We start from the raw sequence: 12,692 nt of genomic DNA, 5'->3' as shown, positions 1-12,692 counted from the left end.
TGGTTGCCTCTCGGTAACTGGCGTTTCTGGTCGTTTTTATTGGCGTTGGTGTTGTCTGGGCAGAGGCCTTGAATTATTTGGCCATGCGCGCTGAAAGAAAGATCGCACTGACAATCAGCAGGCCACCGGCAAGCATTCGCAGGGTGGGCACCTCACTGAAGAGCAGCCAGGCAAAGGCAATCCCATAGATCGGCTCCAGGGCGAAAATAACCGCCGTGGTGCGTGCCTTGAGTACCCGTAGGCTGGCGACGAATAGGCTATGCGCCAGGCCGGTACAGAAGATCCCGAGCATGGCCATCCACAGCCAGTCTTGTGCTTGCACGCTGGGCAGGGTCGGCCAGGCCAGGGGGGTAAATACCAGCAGCACGGTGAGGTTCTGGTATAGCGCCGCCTGTACCGGCTCGACACCGCGGGTGCTGGCACGATTGAGTAAAGACAACAGGGCGAACAACAGGCCCGACAACACTGCCCAGAGCAGGCCAGTGGTGGCTTGGTTCGCCAGGTCGAAGTCCGGGGTAACCAGTACCAGGCCCAGACATACCAGTGCCACCATGGCGAACTCGACCGCTCGGGTGCGCTCACGGAACAGCAAGCCCTCCAGCAGCACGGTAAACGCCGGGAAGCTGGCAAAACCAAGGGTGGCGATGGCCACGCCAGATATGTGTACGGACTCGAAAAAACTCCACCAGTGACCGCCCAGCAGTAAACCGCCGAGGGCCAGCAAGCTAGTTTGGCGCAGGCCGAGGCGTACCATGTGAACATGACTGAACAGCTTGGCAAACAGTAGCAAGGCCGCCACGGCGAAAGCGGCGCGACCGGCAGAAATCATTTGCGGGGTGGTGTTGGCCAGTTTGCCGAAGATGCCAGATAGACCGAACAGCAGGGCGCCCAGGTGGATCGCCCACAGCGCATTACGTTGATTCATGCCAGGCGTGCGCCGTTCGGTAGCGGCTTGTCGAAGCCGGCCAGTACCACGCGGTTATCGGCGTCATACACGCCCGTCACCAGCACTTCTGAGCGCACGCCGGCGATGCGTTTAGCGGCGAAGTTGCACACGCAAAGTACCTGGCGGCCGACGAGCTCGTCACAGGTGTAATGAGCGGTTAGTTGCGCGCTGGATTGCTTGACTCCCAACTCGCCGAGGTCAACCTGCAAGGTATAGGCAGGCTTGAGTGCCTTCTCGTTGACTACCGCGGACAGCAGGGTGCCGACGCGCAGTTCCACCCGTTGAAAGTCTTGCCACTCGATATGCTGCATGCCACGACTCCTCAGGCTGTTGGCTGCAGTCTAGGACGCGGCTGAGCAGAAGTCTGTCGCAGGACTTGCGGCGTTTGTCGCGTTACTCGCGGTGCAGGCGCAGCGCACGGGCAGACAGGCCGAACTGCCGTGTAATAGCTGCGGTAAAGGCGCTTTGCGAGCTGTAGCCGACCCGTGCGGCGATTTCACCAATGGCCAAGTTGCTGCCTTGCAGCAGTTGGCGTGCGAGCTGCAAGCGCCGGTTACGCACATAATCCATGGGCGTTTGCCCGGTCTCACTGAGGAAACGCACATGAAAGCGCGCCGTCGACAGCCCGGCCAAGCGCGCGAGATCGCTGACTTGTAACGGGTGTGCGGCATGCAGGTGGATGTGCGCATCCAATGCAGTAAGCGGCAGGCGCGTGGGCTCATGCTTCTTGGTGGCGTCATTCGCCAGGCTGGCCAACAGCAGGGCTGCCCCTTGTTGGGCAATAACTGGATCATTGATCGGGCTGGCGGCCAGCCAGCTGACCAACTGCCCCTGCGCCGAATTGAGGGGCAGGGCGGCTGGCGTTTCGAGCAGCCTGCGGGTGGCATCAGCGTGTCGGCCCAGTTGCAGTTGCAACCACTGCTCGGACGGCACATCGAGCACCAGGCACTGGCTGCCGGCCTTACTGCCGCACGCATGCTGAGCATCACTGGGCACCACGGCCAGGACCTGGCGGGTGACCAGGCTGCCGCGGCCGGCTACTTCAAACTCGAGCAAACCGCTCAGGCCGAATACCAGCTGAGCATGCGCGTGGCTGTGGCTGAGCCGTTCATGGCTGTAGTGACGCAACGACAGCAGTGAGGACATGGCGAGCTCCTGGTTCGGTTTCGCGAGTCTACCTGCAGATGATGGCAAGGTGTGGTCATTGAACTGACACACGATTGTCATGGGTATTTCACGGGTGCTACGCAGACTCAAGCAAACCCAGCCGGAGGTCATCCATGACCAGTGCCCAGCTCGCTAAGCCCAGCCGCAAGCAACGTGTCCGTACCCTGTGGATTTCCGATGTGCACTTGGGTACTCGCGATTGTCAGGCCGAACACCTGGCGGCATTTCTCAAGCGCTATCAAACCGACAAGATTTACCTGGTCGGTGACATCATTGATGGCTGGAAGCTGCGCAGCGGAGTGTATTGGCCGCAAGCGCACAGCAACGTGATTCGCCGTTTACTGACCATGAGCAAGCGCGGCACCGAAGTGATCTACGTCACCGGCAACCATGATGAATTCCTGCGCCGCTACTCAAGCCTGATGCTCGGTAATATCCAGCTGGTCGACGAAGCCGAGCATTTCACTGCCGATGGCCGGCGGTTGCTGGTAATTCACGGTGACCAGTTCGATGTGATTACGCGTTACCACCGCTGGCTGGCTTTTCTCGGTGACTCGGCCTACGGCTTCACCCTGACGCTCAACCGCTGGCTGAATTACTGGCGCAGCCGCTATGGCTACGGTTATTGGTCGCTGTCGGCGTACCTCAAGCACAAGGTTAAGAGTGCGGTCAGTTTTATCAGTGACTTCGAAGAAGCCATTGCCCATGAGTGCCTCAAGCGCGGCTTTAATGGCGTTATTTGCGGGCATATTCACCACGCCGAAATCCGCGCGATGGGGGCGGTGGAGTACATGAATTGTGGTGATTGGGTGGAGTCCTGCACGGCGCTGATCGAGCACCTGGACGGCACTATCGAGCTCTATCGCCTGGCCGATGATCACGCGCGCGCACTGCAAGCGCCGGTAGTCGCTGCCGCCGAACCCATCCTGTGAGAATTCTGATCGTATCCGACGCCTGGTCGCCGCAAGTCAATGGTGTGGTCACCAGCCTGCAGGCGCTGATCAGCGAGCTGCGCGGCCTTGGGCATCAGGTCAAGCTGCTGTCGCCTGCGGATTTTCGTGCGCTGCCATGCCCCAGCTACCCAGAGATTCCACTGGTGTGGGATCTCTGGAACGTCGGCGCGGCGATTCGTGACTTTCAGCCTGACTGCGTACACCTGGCCACCGAAGGCCCCCTGGGATGGGCTGCGCGGCGCTGGCTGAGTAAGCGCGGGCTGGCTTTTTCCAGCGCCATCCACACGCGCTTTCCCGAGTACGTACATGCGCGCTGGCCATGGATACCGCTGCGTTGGGGCTATGCCTTTCTGCGCATGTTTCACCGGCCGAGTCAGGCGGTGTTGGTGACCACTGAGCGGATGCGTGATGAGTTCGCCGGCTGGGGCTTCAAGCGCCTGCTGCTATGGCGTAAGGGTGTCGATACGCAGTTGTTTCGCCCTCGCGTGAGATTGCCGAACCCGGCCGCGCCGGTATTTCTTTATGTCGGGCGGGTTGCCCCGGAAAAAAATATCGAGGCATTTCTAGCGCTCGATTTACCGGGTGAGATGCGCGTGGTCGGTGACGGCCCCCAACGCGAGGCCTTGCAAGCGGCCTATCCGCAGGTGCGCTTTCTCGGTTATCAGCATGCTCAGGCGCTGGCCGAAGCGTTTCAGCAGGCCAGCGTGTTGGTATTTTCGTCGCGCACCGATACCTATGGCTTGGTAATGCTTGAGGCCTTGGCCTGCGGCACGCCGGTGGCCGCGTTTCCGGTCGCAGGTCCTTTGGATGTGCTGCAGGCGGGTGTCAGCGGGGTAATGAATGAGGATTTGCAAACGGCCTGTCTAGGCGCTTTAACTCTGGACCGCACGCGCTGCGTTGCGCTGGCCGCACGGCAATCCTGGCGGGCGTCGGCGCTGGAGTTTCTGGCGCAGCAGCCGCTGCTCGATGGTGAGCTGTGTATGCCGGCCTTAGCGGGCTTAGAGCCTGTTCACGATCTCGCGAACTAGAGTCGCTTGCTAACGCCGCAGGGCCGGCGCCAGCCGCTGCTTACATGATCACCTTGTCACGCAGTTTGTCGGCGGCCTGGCCGAGGGCCTGAATGACCTTTTCCTTGTCGAAGTTCTGGATGCCGTTGGTATCCAGGTACATCGAGAAACCCGGTAGCTCATGTTCGACATAGCTGGAGGTGGCGCCCAGGTCACGGCGGAAATCCACCACCTGGTAGATCTGAACCGGGCGGGTAAAGCCCTTGACGGTGATCTGGCCCTTGTCACGACACATGATCACGTCCTTGATCAGCGAGTAAGTCTCGTGGGAAATCAGGATTTCACCTGACTCGGCCGCGCTTTCCAGGCGGCTGGCGAGGTTCACGTCGCGGCCGATGATGGTGTAGTCCATGCGGGTGTCGGCGCCGAAGTTACCCACCGTGCAGTAGCCCGTGTTCAGGCCCATGCGAATTTCCAGTGGTTTGGTAATGCCTTGGGCGCGCCATTGTTGGCGCAGCACTTTCATGTGTTTGCGCATGGCGATGGCCATGGACACGGCATTCACCGCGTCCTTTTTTGCACCTTTGCTGGCCGGATCGCCGAAAAACACCATCACGCAGTCGCCAACGAACTTGTCGATGGTGCCGCCGTATTTCAGGCAGATCTTCGACATTTCGTTGAGGTAGGTGTTGAGCAGGTCGGTCAGGGCTTCCGCTTCCAGCTCTTCGGACAGCTCGGTAAAACCCTTGATGTCAGAGAAAAACACCGTAAGTTTCTTGCGCTGGGTTTCCAGGCGAACGGTCTTTTTACCACTGAATATCGACTCCCAGACCTGGGGTGACAGGTACTTGGCCAAGTTGCGCGCCAGGCGGGCCGCTTTTTCCTGCTCGCGGCTGATCTCGCTGCGCACCTGGCTCAGGCGCAGGCCTTGCTGGTGCACGAAGTAGGCAGTGATGCAGATATACAGCGTGGTAAAGAAAATACTGACCAGCGCCACCAGCGCCGGAGTGTGGATATTCGGCTTGATGCCGAGCAGGGCCGCGCTGAGTACCGCGCTGCTTAGGGCGATCAGGGCAGCGAGGCCGAGGTAACGCAGGCCACCCATTACCAGTGAGCTGAACAGCAGAATCAGCAACGACATCAAGCTGGGCACCACCGAGAAACCGAGCAGGGCCAGCACGCCGCCGGAGTGCAGGGCATCAATAAACAAGAGGCCGAGGGTGGTGCGCTGAGGATGGTCGCGCTTAAAGCGCAGGCTCAGGTGGTGAGCCAGGTGCGGGTAGAGCAGGGCGTAGGGCACCATCCACAGGATGTCATAGGCGAAATGCTGGTTGTAGGTGCCGGCTGCAATGCTGGCCGCAATGGCGATATAGGCCAGAACGCGTGAGTAATACTCACGAAGCGGTGGCGCCGGTAATGCGGAAAGTCGTGGGGGGCTTTTAACATTCATCCGATGGAACAATCCCTGCTGCTCGTCTGGCACCTCTAACTGGGTGCCTGGCTAGCGCAGTGTGGTGGCTGCGCAAATAGCTGGGGATCATAACCAAGCCAACCAGAACCGCCAAGCGTGTCAGCTGAACGGCAGCACGGCCAAGTTCAGCGGTCGACTGAGGCGGTAGGCCGGATCAGGGTTGCGCAGCAGCAACGGTCCTAGAACTTGATGCGCCCGGTGAAGGCGTCCTTGAGCATCACCCAGTCCGCCATCAGCGAGTAGAGGGGGTAGTCGAAGGTGGCAGGGCGGTTTTTTTCAAAAACAAAGTGGCCAATCCAAGCAAAACCGTACCCCAATAGAGGAATGGCCAATAGCCAGAGCCATTGTTGGGTACCCAAGGCATAACCCAGAACAGCCAGTACGAGCAGGCTGCCGACATAATGCAGACGGCGGCAGGTGGCGTTGCTGTGTTCCTGCAGATAATAGGGGTAGAACTCGGCAAAGCTGGCGTAGCGCTGCTGGGTTTCAGTGGTCATGGCAGGCCTCCTGTTTATTGTTCGGTGGACGGCAGTGATTGCAGTCACTGCGGGTTACTTGCAGTCTAGGTTGACTGACGCGTTAGGCCACTGACATTCGGTGCCAGTTTAGTATCCTTCGGTCGCCCTTTTTGCTGACTCACAATAAGAAAACGCCATGAGCGAACGCACCACATCTTCAAGTTGGGCCTCCGGTATTGTGCAGGCGTTAGAGCTTGGCGGTGTCGATTGCCGCAACCTGTTTGCCCAGCTGGGTCTGGACTACGCCGCGCTCGGTGATGCCGACGCGCGCTTCCCGCAGGACGCCATGACCCGTCTATGGCATATGGCCGTAGAGGCTTCTGGCAATCCGGCGATTGGCCTGAATATGGCGAAAACCTTACGCCCCTCCTCGTTTAACGTGGTGGGGTATGCGGTGATGTCCAGCCGTAACCTGCAGGAAGGCTTTACCCGGCTGGTGCGCTATCAACGGATTATCGGCGAGGGTGCTGACCTGAGCTTTCATCCGACCCCTGAAGGGTATGAGATGGTTCTAGCGATTCACGGGGACCGCTTACCCTCTGCCCGCCAGAGTGCTGAGGCGTCATTGGCGCATTCCCTGGCGTTCTGTCGCTGGCTCACCGGTAAACCGTTACGGCCACGATTGATCAGTTTGATGGGGCCGCCGCCGGAGGACCTAGAGCCCTACCGCGAGGTTTTTCAGTGCCCGCTTAAATTCAATGCCGAGCACTATGCGCTGTTGTTCGAGCGGGCTGACCTGGATGCACCGTTGCCATCGGCTAACGAGGCTTTGGCGCAGCTGCATGACCGTTTTGCCGGCGATTACCTGGCGCGTTTTTCCGGCACGCGGGTGACCCATCAGGTGCGTCAGGTCTTATGCCGCTTGCTGCCTCAAGGCGAGCCCAAGCGTGAGGCTGTGGCGCAGGCATTGTTATTGTCCGAACGCACCTTGCAGCGGCGTTTGCAGGATGAGGGCACCAGTTATCAGCACCTGCTCGATGACACCCGCCGCGAGCTGGCCGGGCAGTACCTGGGGCAGGCGAACCTGACCTTGCTGGAAATTTCCTATTTGCTGGGCTTCTCAGACCCCAGCAATTTTTTTCGTGCGTTTCGCCGCTGGTTTGACACCACGCCAGGTGAATATCGCGCGCGTCTTTAACTATGCATCGTGGTTTTCAGAATCTGTTTACGATCTTGCGAGCTAGAGCCGTGCAAGGCAAAACAGGCGAGGAAGCGGAGTGTACTGTTGTACATGAGCATTACTCGTTTCACTCGCCCTTCGGGTCGCGCTAAAGCGCGTTAGCCGCAAGCGGCTTGCCGAGCCTGTTTTTAACGCAGCAGGGCCGACGCGCAGCAGATCGTAAATAGATTCTTAGTGTCGCCAGAAGGCCGGAAGCATCAGTACCAATACGGTGAGGATTTCCAGGCGGCCGAGCAGCATGCCGAAGGTCAGCAGCCATTTAGCCGTATCCGGCAGACTGGAGAAGTTGCCCGCCGGGCCGATGATCGGGCCCATGCCGGGGCCTACGCCAGAAACCGTGCTGGCTGCGCCGCTGAGTGCGGTAATCCAGTCCAGCCCACAGAGCGTCAAGCCCAACGCCAGCACGGCGATGGTGATGGTGAAGAAGAACGAGAAGGTCAGAATCGAGCGGACGATGTCTTCATCCAGGTGATGACGGTTGTACTGCTGCTTGATTACCGCGCGTGGGTGGATCAGCTGCATCAGGTTGGCCCTGAGCAGAACGTAGGCAACCTGGAAGCGGAAAATCTTCAAGCCGCCGGCCGTTGAGCCTGAACAGCCGCCGATAAAACCCAGATAGAAGAACAGCATGCCGGCAAAACCGCCCCATAGCGTGTAATCGCCTAAGGCAAAGCCGGTGGTAGTCATAATTGAGGTGCTGTTGAACGCCACGTGGCGAATGGCTTCGAGCCAATGCAGTTCGGTGCTCAGGTAGTACCAGGTGCCGAGCAGCAGCCAGGTGGTCAGCAAGATGGCGATAAAACCCCGCACCTGTTGGTCTCTGATCAGCGCCTTGTAGTTGCCGCGCAACATCGAGGCAAACAGCACAAATGGCACGCTGCCAAGGATCATCAGCACAATGGTGACCCAGTGCACCGCAGGTTCTGTCCATTTGCCAACTGACTGGTCTGAGGTGGAAAACCCGCCGGTAGCGATGGCTGACATGGTGTGGTTGATCGCATCGAACACCCCCATGCCTGCTAGCCAAAGCGCCAGGCAACCGAGGAGGCTGATACCGACATAGGCGGCGACCATGTATTTGGCGACCATGTGCGAGCGCGGCATGATCTTCTCGGAGCGATCCGACGACTCGGTCTGGAACAGGCGCATGCCACCGATACGCAGCATGGGCAGAATCGCAACGGCCATGGCGATAAAGCCAATGCCGCCGAGCCAGTGCAGGAGCGAGCGCCAGATCAGAATGCCCGGCGACATGTTGTCCAGGCCGCTGAGTATGGTGGCCCCGGTCGCGGTGATGCCCGACATGCTTTCAAACACCGCATCGGTGACGCTCAGGCGCTGGGAAAACATAAAAGGCAAGGCGGCGAAGAGTCCCACCAGCACCCAGCTGGACACTGTCAGCAGATACATGTCCCGGGGCCGCAGTTGCACGTCCTTCGGGCGGCCCTGGGCAATCATCGTGATCCCGGCAACAAAGGTGATCAGGCTGGACCAGAGAAAGGCATTGAGTTCGTTAGGCCGCTCGAACAGCACCAGGGTCAACATGGGTACGGCCATGCTGATCGCCAAGGTCAGCAGAAAGATGCCGTTGATAAACGCGATGATCCGTAAGGTCGGCCAAGCCATCGAAGCAGATTCCGTTGCAGTAATAGGGTGAGTCTAGAGGCCATAAGCCCATAGGTGAACGTTTGTGTTCAGTGCCGCCAGAACGAGCGTGTGACCAGGACCAGCACGGTAAGAATCTCCAGTCGGCCCAACAACATGCCAATGGTCAGCAGCCATTTTGCGGCATCAGGAAGGCTGGAGAAATTACCGGCCGGGCCAATAATCGGGCCCAGCCCAGGACCCACGTTACACACCGCCGTCGCGGCGCCGGTTAGAGCTGTGACCCAGTCCAGGCCAATTAGCGTGAGGCCGAGGGCAATCACGCCGATGGTAATGGTGAAGAAAAAGGAAAAGGTGATCAACGAACGCACAATCTCTTCATCAAGGTTGTGGTTGTTGTATTGCTGCTTGATCACGGCGCGCGGGTGCACCAATTGCTGCAAGTTAGCCCTGAGCAGCACGTAGGCGACCTGGAAACGGAAGATTTTCAAACCGCCGGAGGTGGAGCCTGAACAGCCGCCGACAAAGGTCAGGTAGAAAAACAGCAGCACGGCAAAGCTGCCCCAGGTGGTGTAGTCGCCCAATGCGAAACCGGTGGTGGTGACCACTGAAGTGATATTCACCGCCACGATACGAAAAGCATCCAGCCAACTGTTGTCCGAATGCAGCCACAGCCACGTGCCGACAATCAGCCAAGTGGCCAGCAGAAAACCGAGGAAGCCACGCACCTGGTGGTCCTTGTACAGCGCCCGCCGATTGCCGCGCAGGGTGGCGACATACAGGGTAAAGGGCAGGCCGCCGCTGATCATCAGCGCCACGGCTACCCAATGCACGGCCGGTTGGCTCCAGTTCGCCAGTGAGGCGTCTGAGGTCGAGTAGCCGCCGGTGGAGATGGACGTCATTGCATGGTTGATCGCATCAAAAGGCGTCATGCCGGCCAGCCAAAAGCCGAAGAAACCGCTTAGGGTCAAACCCAAGTAAATAAACAGGATGTATTTGGCGGCCATGTGCGAGCGCGGCATGACCTTCTCGCCCCAATCCGATGATTCGGTCTGGAACAGGCGCATGCCGCCGACCCGCAGCAGCGGCAGAATCGCCACTGCCATGCCGATAAAGCCGATGCCACCCAGCCATTGCAGCATCGAGCGCCAGATCAGCAAACCGGGGGAGGCCTGGTCCAGGCCAGAGAGTACGGTCGAGCCTGTTGTGGTGACGCCGGACATGGTTTCGAAAAAGGCGTCGGTGTAGCTGATGTGGTGGATCAGCACCATCGGTAGGGCGGCGAAGATGCACACCACCAGCCAGCTGCCAGTGGTTAGCAGGTACATGTCGCGCGGGCGTAACTGGGCGTCTTGCGGCCGTCCGGGAGCGACCATGATAACCCCGGCTACGGCCGTCACCAGGCTGGACCAGAGAAAGGCGTCGATATCGTCAGTGCGTGAATAGAGCAGCAGCGTCAGCATGGGGATCAACATGCTGACTGCCAGGGTGATCAGGAATATGCCGAGAATAAAAGCAATGATGCGCAGCGTCGGCAATGACATGGATTCGGCTCAAGCTCTGGTGGGGCAAAGGGGCGTCATTCTACGCGGGCTGTAGTCACTGTACAGATGCTGCGGTGCGGGTATTTGGGCATGTGCTGGGTCATGAAATAACGGTCCGCTGCAGGTCTATAGCGTTTCTGGGCCGGCCAGTCATGCCCAAACACCATTCTGGCTTGAGCGATGGCGCCAGCGCGTGGGTTGTCGTGAGCGATGGACTGGGCTGAGTATCAATTCGTGGCGAGGTGATGAGTCGGGTGTGCATGATCTGGCGCCACACATGTGTTGTCGCGGTGGTTGGTTGGAGCCCCGGTTACCCGTCAACACCGTGCAGGCACTAGAATGGCCCCCTGATTGGATAGATGAGGTGGCTGATGGACGCTCTTGATGCGCTGCTTAACCGTGTTTCCGCGCCGCGCCTGACGGCGCCGGCACCCGATGCTGCACAGCGCGAGCTGTTGTTTCGTGCGGCCTTGCGTGCGCCTGATCATGGTCAATTGCGCCCCTGGCGCTTTCTCACCGTTGAAGGCGAGGCGTTGGCGCAATTAGGCGAGCTGTTTGCCCGTGCCCTACCGGCCGATGCCAGCCCCGAAGCGGTGGCCAAGGCCCGCGCGATGCCGCTGCGCGCGCCGTTGCTGGTGCTGGTCATTGCCCGCGTGCAAGCCAACCATAAAGTGCCAGCGCAAGAGCAGATGTTGGCTGCCGGCTGTGCGGCCCACGGTATTCTGCTGGCGGCTCATGCCCAAGGCATAGGAGCGGTCTGGCGTACTGGCGACATGGCCTACAACCCGCAAGTTGCTGCGGGGCTTGGCCTGGATGGCGATGAGCAGCTGATTGCGTACCTCTACCTGGGCACGCCAGAGCGTGAGTTGCGTGCGGTACCGCAGGTGCAGGTGAGTGACTTTGTCAGGGCTTGGCCGCTAATTGATTCGGCTGAGTGAGGGGCAAGCGTAGGGTGGCGATAAAGCCGCCTTGCGCATGGTTACTTAGCTCAAGTTCACCGCCATGCCGCTGCGCGGCACGCCGAGCGATGGCCAAGCCCAGGCCATGACCACTGCTGGTCTGGCCGGGGGCGCGATAGAACGGCTCGCCAAAGCGCGCAAGCTGCTCGGGGGCAGCGCCAGGACCGTGGTCGCGCACGCTCAGGCATAGCTGCTCGGCGTCTTTGCGGGCAGTCAATTCGATGGTTTGGCCTGCGGGGTTAAAGCGCAGTGCATTGCGTAGCAGATTATCCATCGCGCGTTGCAGCATGTCCGGCCAGCCGAAGGGTTGCAGGCCGCTGTCTAGCTGAATCTTAATCACTTGTTGTGGCGCATCCAGGTGCGCGTCGTCTTGCAGCGTGCGCAGCAGCGTGTCGAGATCAATGGGTTGCGCTGCGCCCGGTTCGGCGTCGAGACGGGCAAGGGCGAGAATTTCACTGATCAGGGCTTCCAGGCGGTCGCACTCCTGGCTCAGGCGCGGCCAGTATTTTTCCCGTTCTGCGGCATCAGCGCGCTCGGTCAGCGCGAGGGCAATACGCAAGCGCGCCAGGGGTGAACGCAGTTCATGGGACACATCGCGCAGCAGCTGGCGCTGGCTGCTGATTAGACCCTGCACCCGCTCGCCCATGCGGTTGAAGTCGGCCGCAAGTACGCCAAGTTCGTCACGCCGCTCGGCCAATTTGGCCAGGCTGTTCTGCTGATAGGCCGTTTGCCCCAGGTCGTGTACGGCGCCGCGTAGCCGATTCAAGGGGCGGGTAATGGACAACGTCAGCCAGAGGCTGAGCAGGGTCAATACCAGTATGGCGATGCCCAATGCACTCAGCGGCCAGAGCAAGCTGCTGCGCTGCCAGGCGGCGATCTCGGGCAGCGGGATACGGTAAATCAACAAGTAGGTTTCGCCGCTCTGCGCACTGGTGTAATCGGCACTCAGTCGACGCCAGGGCAGGCGCTTTTCATTGCGGTGGCGCGCCTCGAAGGCTGCCGCGCGAGGCGGGAAGGTGCCGTCGACCAGTGGCTGGCCGCTGTCATCGAGCACTTGCACGTCGATACGAAACTTACGTTTGCGCTGTTCCAGCAGTGCCTGAGCCGCTTGCGGGCCCTGTGTCTCGTAGCGTTGCACCCACTTCTCGGCGAAGTTCTGTAATGCCGGGTGCTGGCTGAGCAGCCAAGCGTCTTGATTGAGCATGCGCCCCAGCAGCAGGCTCAATCCGGCAACCAGGGCAATAGCCAGCCAGAAGCTCGCAAAGATGCGCCAGAACAGTGACCGCACGGTGGCTCCTTAATCGTAATGACTACGCCCATCAGGCTTTGCAGCGTGATGGGC

At 59.8% G+C, this 12,692-nt stretch carries 12 protein-coding genes; 4 read left to right on the top strand and 8 right to left on the bottom strand.

Annotated features, from left to right (window positions below; all coding sequences use genetic code 11):
- Positions 1-73: 73 nt before the first annotated feature.
- The 3 genes from D8779_RS19440 to D8779_RS19430 all read right to left on the bottom strand — a co-directional run bounded on the left by D8779_RS19440 (position 74) and on the right by D8779_RS19430 (position 2,092).
- Entirely contained in the window at positions 74-925 is an 852-nt protein-coding gene (locus D8779_RS19440; protein WP_136666251.1) for a DMT family transporter, read from the bottom strand.
- Positions 922-1,257 (bottom strand): tRNA-binding protein, encoded by a 336-nt coding sequence (locus D8779_RS19435; protein WP_136666249.1) that lies wholly within the window; start codon positions 1,255-1,257, stop codon positions 922-924. Before D8779_RS19435 ends, D8779_RS19440 begins: the two co-directional genes overlap by 4 nt.
- Positions 1,258-1,339: 82 nt before the next feature.
- A complete protein-coding gene (locus D8779_RS19430) occupies positions 1,340-2,092 on the bottom strand; it encodes an AraC family transcriptional regulator (RefSeq protein WP_136666247.1) in 753 nt (250 codons plus the stop codon).
- A 134-nt stretch (positions 2,093-2,226) separates the two neighbouring features.
- Between D8779_RS19430 and D8779_RS19425 the strand changes: the two genes are divergently transcribed.
- Both D8779_RS19425 and D8779_RS19420 read left to right on the top strand, forming a co-directional pair.
- Positions 2,227-3,045 carry a UDP-2,3-diacylglucosamine diphosphatase gene (locus tag D8779_RS19425; protein WP_136666245.1) on the top strand — a complete coding sequence of 273 codons (819 nt, stop codon included), beginning with the start codon at positions 2,227-2,229 and terminating at the stop codon, positions 3,043-3,045.
- Positions 3,042-4,094, top strand: coding sequence for a glycosyltransferase family 4 protein (locus D8779_RS19420; RefSeq protein ID WP_136666243.1), 1,053 nt, complete (start codon positions 3,042-3,044; stop codon positions 4,092-4,094). The genes D8779_RS19425 and D8779_RS19420 overlap by 4 nt, the downstream gene beginning before the upstream one ends.
- A 40-nt stretch (positions 4,095-4,134) precedes the next feature.
- On the opposite strand, the gene D8779_RS19415 is transcribed toward D8779_RS19420, so the two are convergent.
- Together D8779_RS19415 and D8779_RS19410 are read right to left on the bottom strand one after the other, a co-directional pair.
- The gene (locus tag D8779_RS19415) at positions 4,135-5,523 is read right to left on the bottom strand and encodes an adenylate/guanylate cyclase domain-containing protein (RefSeq protein WP_136666241.1); all 1,389 of its coding nucleotides are present in this window, start codon (positions 5,521-5,523) and stop codon (positions 4,135-4,137) included.
- A gap of 200 nt (positions 5,524-5,723) precedes the next feature.
- Positions 5,724-6,041: an Mpo1-like protein gene (locus D8779_RS19410; protein WP_136666239.1), complete on the bottom strand. Its 318-nt coding sequence runs from the start codon at positions 6,039-6,041 to the stop codon at positions 5,724-5,726.
- 157 nt (positions 6,042-6,198) lie between these two features.
- Here D8779_RS19410 and D8779_RS19405 point away from each other — a divergent pair, with 157 nt between their 5' ends.
- Positions 6,199-7,200 carry an AraC family transcriptional regulator gene (locus tag D8779_RS19405; protein ID WP_136666237.1) on the top strand — a complete coding sequence of 334 codons (1,002 nt, stop codon included), beginning with the start codon at positions 6,199-6,201 and terminating at the stop codon, positions 7,198-7,200.
- Positions 7,201-7,413: 213 nt separating this feature from the next.
- On the opposite strand, the gene D8779_RS19400 is transcribed toward D8779_RS19405, so the two are convergent.
- Complete coding sequence (locus D8779_RS19400) at positions 7,414-8,868, bottom strand: TrkH family potassium uptake protein (protein ID WP_136666234.1); 1,455 nt, start codon at positions 8,866-8,868, stop codon at positions 7,414-7,416.
- A gap of 68 nt (positions 8,869-8,936) precedes the next feature.
- Positions 8,937-10,391, bottom strand: a complete 1,455-nt coding sequence (locus tag D8779_RS19395) for a TrkH family potassium uptake protein (protein WP_136666232.1) — start codon at positions 10,389-10,391, stop codon at positions 8,937-8,939.
- Between the two features lie 371 nt (positions 10,392-10,762).
- Here D8779_RS19395 and D8779_RS19390 point away from each other — a divergent pair, with 371 nt between their 5' ends.
- On the top strand, positions 10,763-11,329 hold the full coding sequence (locus D8779_RS19390; protein ID WP_136666230.1) for a nitroreductase family protein: 567 nt from the start codon (positions 10,763-10,765) through the stop codon (positions 11,327-11,329).
- Here the strand turns inward: D8779_RS19390 and D8779_RS19385 are convergent.
- On the bottom strand, positions 11,295-12,638 hold the full coding sequence (locus tag D8779_RS19385) for a sensor histidine kinase (RefSeq protein WP_136666228.1): 1,344 nt from the start codon (positions 12,636-12,638) through the stop codon (positions 11,295-11,297). The genes D8779_RS19390 and D8779_RS19385 overlap by 35 nt on opposite strands.
- Positions 12,639-12,692 lie beyond the last annotated feature (54 nt).

It is taken from the genome of Pseudomonas leptonychotis (assembly GCF_004920405.1).
GTDB classification, from domain to species: domain Bacteria; phylum Pseudomonadota; class Gammaproteobacteria; order Pseudomonadales; family Pseudomonadaceae; genus Aquipseudomonas; species Aquipseudomonas leptonychotis.
Note: the sequence above shows the minus strand (reverse complement) of the source record. Positions and strands in the feature narration are given on the sequence as shown.

What these genes read in the sequence shown, in the direction of transcription:
- D8779_RS19440 (WP_136666251.1), bottom strand. Translation starts at nt 925, where the DNA reads ATGAATCAACGTAATGCGCTGTGGGCGATCCACCTGGGCGCCCTGCTG.
- D8779_RS19435 (WP_136666249.1), bottom strand. Translation starts at nt 1,257, where the DNA reads ATGCAGCATATCGAGTGGCAAGACTTTCAACGGGTGGAACTGCGCGTC.
- D8779_RS19430 (WP_136666247.1), bottom strand. Translation starts at nt 2,092, where the DNA reads ATGTCCTCACTGCTGTCGTTGCGTCACTACAGCCATGAACGGCTCAGC.
- D8779_RS19425 (WP_136666245.1), top strand. Translation starts at nt 2,227, where the DNA reads ATGACCAGTGCCCAGCTCGCTAAGCCCAGCCGCAAGCAACGTGTCCGT.
- D8779_RS19415 (WP_136666241.1), bottom strand. Translation starts at nt 5,523, where the DNA reads ATGAATGTTAAAAGCCCCCCACGACTTTCCGCATTACCGGCGCCACCG.
- D8779_RS19410 (WP_136666239.1), bottom strand. Translation starts at nt 6,041, where the DNA reads ATGACCACTGAAACCCAGCAGCGCTACGCCAGCTTTGCCGAGTTCTAC.
- D8779_RS19405 (WP_136666237.1), top strand. Translation starts at nt 6,199, where the DNA reads ATGAGCGAACGCACCACATCTTCAAGTTGGGCCTCCGGTATTGTGCAG.
- D8779_RS19400 (WP_136666234.1), bottom strand. Translation starts at nt 8,868, where the DNA reads ATGGCTTGGCCGACCTTACGGATCATCGCGTTTATCAACGGCATCTTT.
- D8779_RS19395 (WP_136666232.1), bottom strand. Translation starts at nt 10,391, where the DNA reads ATGTCATTGCCGACGCTGCGCATCATTGCTTTTATTCTCGGCATATTC.
- D8779_RS19390 (WP_136666230.1), top strand. Translation starts at nt 10,763, where the DNA reads ATGGACGCTCTTGATGCGCTGCTTAACCGTGTTTCCGCGCCGCGCCTG.